This is a genomic window from Streptococcus sp. HMSC078H03, from assembly GCF_001808655.1.
GTDB lineage: Bacteria > Bacillota > Bacilli > Lactobacillales > Streptococcaceae > Streptococcus > Streptococcus salivarius_G.
Genome location: NZ_KV794084.1, coordinates 1 through 5047 on the forward strand (window position 1 = coordinate 1; position 5047 = coordinate 5047).

The 5047-nt window shown below is 49.3% G+C and carries 1 tRNA gene and 3 rRNA genes; all 4 read right to left on the minus strand.

What is annotated here, in order from left to right:
- Position 1 precedes the first annotated feature (1 nt).
- The 4 genes from rrf to HMPREF2607_RS02425 all read right to left on the minus strand — a co-directional run bounded on the left by rrf (position 2) and on the right by HMPREF2607_RS02425 (position 4921).
- Positions 2-117: ribosomal RNA gene (rrf, locus tag HMPREF2607_RS02410) — 5S ribosomal RNA — on the minus strand.
- Positions 118-200: 83 nt separating this feature from the next.
- Positions 201-3100 (minus strand): 23S ribosomal RNA (locus HMPREF2607_RS02415).
- A gap of 146 nt (positions 3101-3246) precedes the next feature.
- Positions 3247-3319 (minus strand) — tRNA-Ala (locus tag HMPREF2607_RS02420).
- A gap of 54 nt (positions 3320-3373) precedes the next feature.
- Positions 3374-4921 (minus strand): 16S ribosomal RNA (locus HMPREF2607_RS02425).
- The 16S, 23S and 5S rRNA genes sit together here with 1 tRNA gene alongside, the layout of an rRNA operon.
- Positions 4922-5047: the final 126 nt, after the last annotated feature.

Below are 5047 nucleotides of genomic sequence, written 5' to 3' on the forward strand. Positions count from 1 at the left end.
CGCTAAGCGACTACCATATCTAACAGGGGGCAACCCCCAACTACATCAGGCGTACTAGGGCTTAACTTCTGTGTTCGGCATGGGAACAGGTGTATCTCCTAGGCTATCGTCACTTAACTCTGAGTATTCTCAACTCAAAATTGAATATCTATACTGTATCAAGAAACCAAATCGTTGTCAATATGTCTCAGTTACTTTCTTTGGATAAGTCCTCGAGCTATTAGTATTAGTCCGCTACATGTGTCACCACACTTCCACTTCTAACCTATCAACCTGATCATCTCTCAGGGCTCTTACTGATATAAAATCATGGGAAATCTCATCTTGAGGTGGGCTTCACACTTAGATGCTTTCAGCGTTTATCCCTTCCCTACATAGCTACCCAGCGATGCTCTTGGCAGAACAACTGGTACACCAGCGGTAAGTCCACTCTGGTCCTCTCGTACTAGGAGCAGATCCTCTCAAATTTCCTACGCCCGCGACGGATAGGGACCGAACTGTCTCACGACGTTCTGAACCCAGCTCGCGTGCCGCTTTAATGGGCGAACAGCCCAACCCTTGGGACCGACTACAGCCCCAGGATGCGACGAGCCGACATCGAGGTGCCAAACCTCCCCGTCGATGTGAACTCTTGGGGGAGATAAGCCTGTTATCCCCAGGGTAGCTTTTATCCGTTGAGCGATGGCCCTTCCATGCGGAACCACCGGATCACTAAGCCCGACTTTCGTCCCTGCTCGAGTTGTAGCTCTCGCAGTCAAGCTCCCTTATACCTTTACACTCTGCGAATGATTTCCAACCATTCTGAGGGAACCTTTGGGCGCCTCCGTTACCTTTTAGGAGGCGACCGCCCCAGTCAAACTGCCCGTCAGACACTGTCTCCGATAGGGATAACCTATCTGGGTTAGAGTAGCCATAACACAAGGGTAGTATCCCAACAACGCCTCACTCGAAACTGGCGTCCCGAGGTCATAGGCTCCTACCTATCCTGTACATGTGGTACAGATACTCAATATCAAACTGCAGTAAAGCTCCATGGGGTCTTTCCGTCCTGTCGCGGGTAACCTGCATCTTCACAGGTACTAAAATTTCACCGAGTCTCTCGTTGAGACAGTGCCCAAATCATTACGCCTTTCGTGCGGGTCGGAACTTACCCGACAAGGAATTTCGCTACCTTAGGACCGTTATAGTTACGGCCGCCGTTTACTGGGGCTTCAATTCATACCTTCGCTATTGCTAAGCACTCCTCTTAACCTTCCAGCACCGGGCAGGCGTCACCCCCTATACATCATCTTACGATTTAGCAGAGAGCTGTGTTTTTGATAAACAGTTGCTTGGGCCTATTCACTGCGGCTGACCATAAGTCAGCGCCCCTTCTCCCGAAGTTACGGGGCCATTTTGCCGAGTTCCTTAACGAGAGTTCTCTCGCTCACCTGAGGCTACTCGCCTCGACTACCTGTGTCGGTTTGCGGTACGGGTAGAGTATAATTAACGCTAGAAGCTTTTCTCGGCAGTGTGACATCACTAACTTCGCTACTAAACTTCGCTCCCCATCACAGCTCAATGTTATAGATATAAGCATTTGACTCATATCACACCTCACTGCTTGGCCAGACACTTCCAATCGTCTGGTTTAGTTAGCCTACTGCGTCCCTCCATCACTATATACTCTAGTACAGGAATATCAACCTGTTGTCCATCGGATACACCTTTCGGTCTCTCCTTAGGTCCCGACTAACCCAGGGCGGACGAGCCTTCCCCTGGAAACCTTAGTCTTACGGTGGACAGGATTCTCACCTGTCTTTCGCTACTCATACCGGCATTCTCACTTCTATGCGCTCCAGCACTCCTCACGGTACACCTTCTTCGCACATAGAACGCTCTCCTACCATACCTATAAAGGTATCCACAGCTTCGGTAATATGTTTTAGCCCCGGTACATTTTCGGCGCAGGGTCACTCGACTAGTGAGCTATTACGCACTCTTTGAATGAATAGCTGCTTCTAAGCTAACATCCTAGTTGTCTGTGCAACCCCACATCCTTTTCCACTTAACATATATTTTGGGACCTTAGCTGGTGGTCTGGGCTGTTTCCCTTTCGACTACGGATCTTAGCACTCGCAGTCTGACTGCCGATTATATCTCGTTGGCATTCGGAGTTTATCTGAGATTGGTAATCCGGGATGGACCCCTCACCCAAACAGTGCTCTACCTCCAAGAGACTTAACATCGACGCTAGCCCTAAAGCTATTTCGGAGAGAACCAGCTATCTCCAAGTTCGTTTGGAATTTCTCCGCTACCCACAAGTCATCCAAGCACTTTTCAACGTGCCCTGGTTCGGTCCTCCAGTGAGTTTTACCTCACCTTCAACCTGCTCATGGGTAGGTCACATGGTTTCGGGTCTACGACATGATACTAATGCGCCCTATTAAGACTCGGTTTCCCTACGGCTCCGTCTCTTCAACTTAACCTCGCATCATATCGTAACTCGCCGGTTCATTCTACAAAAGGCACGCTCTCACCCATTAACGGGCTCGAACTTGTTGTAGGCACACGGTTTCAGGTTCTATTTCACTCCCCTCCCGGGGTGCTTTTCACCTTTCCCTCACGGTACTGGTTCACTATCGGTCACTAGAGAGTATTTAGGGTTGGGAGATGGTCCTCCCAGATTCCGACGAGATTTCTCGTGTCTCGCCGTACTCAGGATACTGCTAGGTATAAAGACTATTTCGAATACGAGGCTATTACTCTCTTTGGCCTACCTTCCCAGGTAGTTCTTCTATAATCTTTAAGTCCACGTTGCAGTCCTACAACCCCGAAGAGTAAACTCTTCGGTTTGCCCTCTTGCCGTTTCGCTCGCCGCTACTAAGGCAATCGCTTTTGCTTTCTCTTCCTGCAGCTACTTAGATGTTTCAGTTCACTGCGTCTTCCTCTACATTACCTTAACAGTAATGAGTGACAGGCATTACCTGCCGGGTTCCCCCATTCGGACATCTCTGGATCATTGCTCACTTACAGCTCCCCAAAGCATTTCGTCGTTAGTCACGTCCTTCATCGGCTTCTAGTGCCAAGGCATCCACCGTGCGCCCTTATTAACTTAACCTTATTTTGGTCTTTCGACCTAACTCATTAAATATTCACAGCGTTTCGGTTTATTTTCTTGTTACTATCTATATGTATTTAATTACATATGGAATTTGATATAGATATTCAATTTTCAATGGACAATACTTGAATCTTTCGATTCAATGGAGCCTAGCGGGATCGAACCGCTGACCTCCTGCGTGCAAAGCAGGCGCTCTCCCAGCTGAGCTAAGGCCCCACAAGACCTCTCAAAACTAAATAAGAAACTCAAGTACATTCCGTTTTTCCTTAGAAAGGAGGTGATCCAGCCGCACCTTCCGATACGGCTACCTTGTTACGACTTCACCCCAATCATCTATCCCACCTTAGGCGGCTGGCTCCAAAAGGTTACCTCACCGACTTCGGGTGTTACAAACTCTCGTGGTGTGACGGGCGGTGTGTACAAGGCCCGGGAACGTATTCACCGCGGCGTGCTGATCCGCGATTACTAGCGATTCCGACTTCATGTAGGCGAGTTGCAGCCTACAATCCGAACTGAGATTGGCTTTAAGAGATTAGCTTGCCGTCACCGACTCGCAACTCGTTGTACCAACCATTGTAGCACGTGTGTAGCCCAGGTCATAAGGGGCATGATGATTTGACGTCATCCCCACCTTCCTCCGGTTTATTACCGGCAGTCTCGCTAGAGTGCCCAACTGAATGATGGCAACTAACAATAGGGGTTGCGCTCGTTGCGGGACTTAACCCAACATCTCACGACACGAGCTGACGACAACCATGCACCACCTGTCACCGATGTACCGAAGTAACTTTCTATCTCTAGAAATAGCATCGGGATGTCAAGACCTGGTAAGGTTCTTCGCGTTGCTTCGAATTAAACCACATGCTCCACCGCTTGTGCGGGCCCCCGTCAATTCCTTTGAGTTTCAACCTTGCGGTCGTACTCCCCAGGCGGAGTGCTTAATGCGTTAGCTGCGGCACTGAATCCCGGAAAGGATCCAACACCTAGCACTCATCGTTTACGGCGTGGACTACCAGGGTATCTAATCCTGTTCGCTCCCCACGCTTTCGAGCCTCAGCGTCAGTTACAGACCAGAGAGCCGCTTTCGCCACCGGTGTTCCTCCATATATCTACGCATTTCACCGCTACACATGGAATTCCACTCTCCCCTTCTGCACTCAAGTTTGACAGTTTCCAAAGCGAACTATGGTTGAGCCACAGCCTTTAACTTCAGACTTATCAAACCGCCTGCGCTCGCTTTACGCCCAATAAATCCGGACAACGCTCGGGACCTACGTATTACCGCGGCTGCTGGCACGTAGTTAGCCGTCCCTTTCTGGTAAGCTACCGTCACAGTGTGAACTTTCCACTCTCACACTCGTTCTTGACTTACAACAGAGCTTTACGATCCGAAAACCTTCTTCACTCACGCGGCGTTGCTCGGTCAGGGTTGCCCCCATTGCCGAAGATTCCCTACTGCTGCCTCCCGTAGGAGTCTGGGCCGTGTCTCAGTCCCAGTGTGGCCGATCACCCTCTCAGGTCGGCTATGTATCGTCGCCTAGGTGAGCCGTTACCTCACCTACTAGCTAATACAACGCAGGTCCATCTTGTAGTGGAGCAATTGCCCCTTTCAAATAAATGACATGTGTCATCCATTGTTATGCGGTATTAGCTATCGTTTCCAATAGTTATCCCCCGCTACAAGGCAGGTTACCTACGCGTTACTCACCCGTTCGCAACTCATCCAAGAAGAGCAAGCTCCTCTCTTCAGCGTTCTACTTGCATGTATTAGGCACGCCGCCAGCGTTCGTCCTGAGCCAGGATCAAACTCTCATTAAAAATTTTAATAATTGTTCGAGCGTTAACTCATTACCGTCGTCTGACGATTTATTCTTGTAAATTGACAGGTTATAATTCTTCTATCATAACCCTGCACTTGGTTTCTTATTCAGTTCTCAAAGGTCT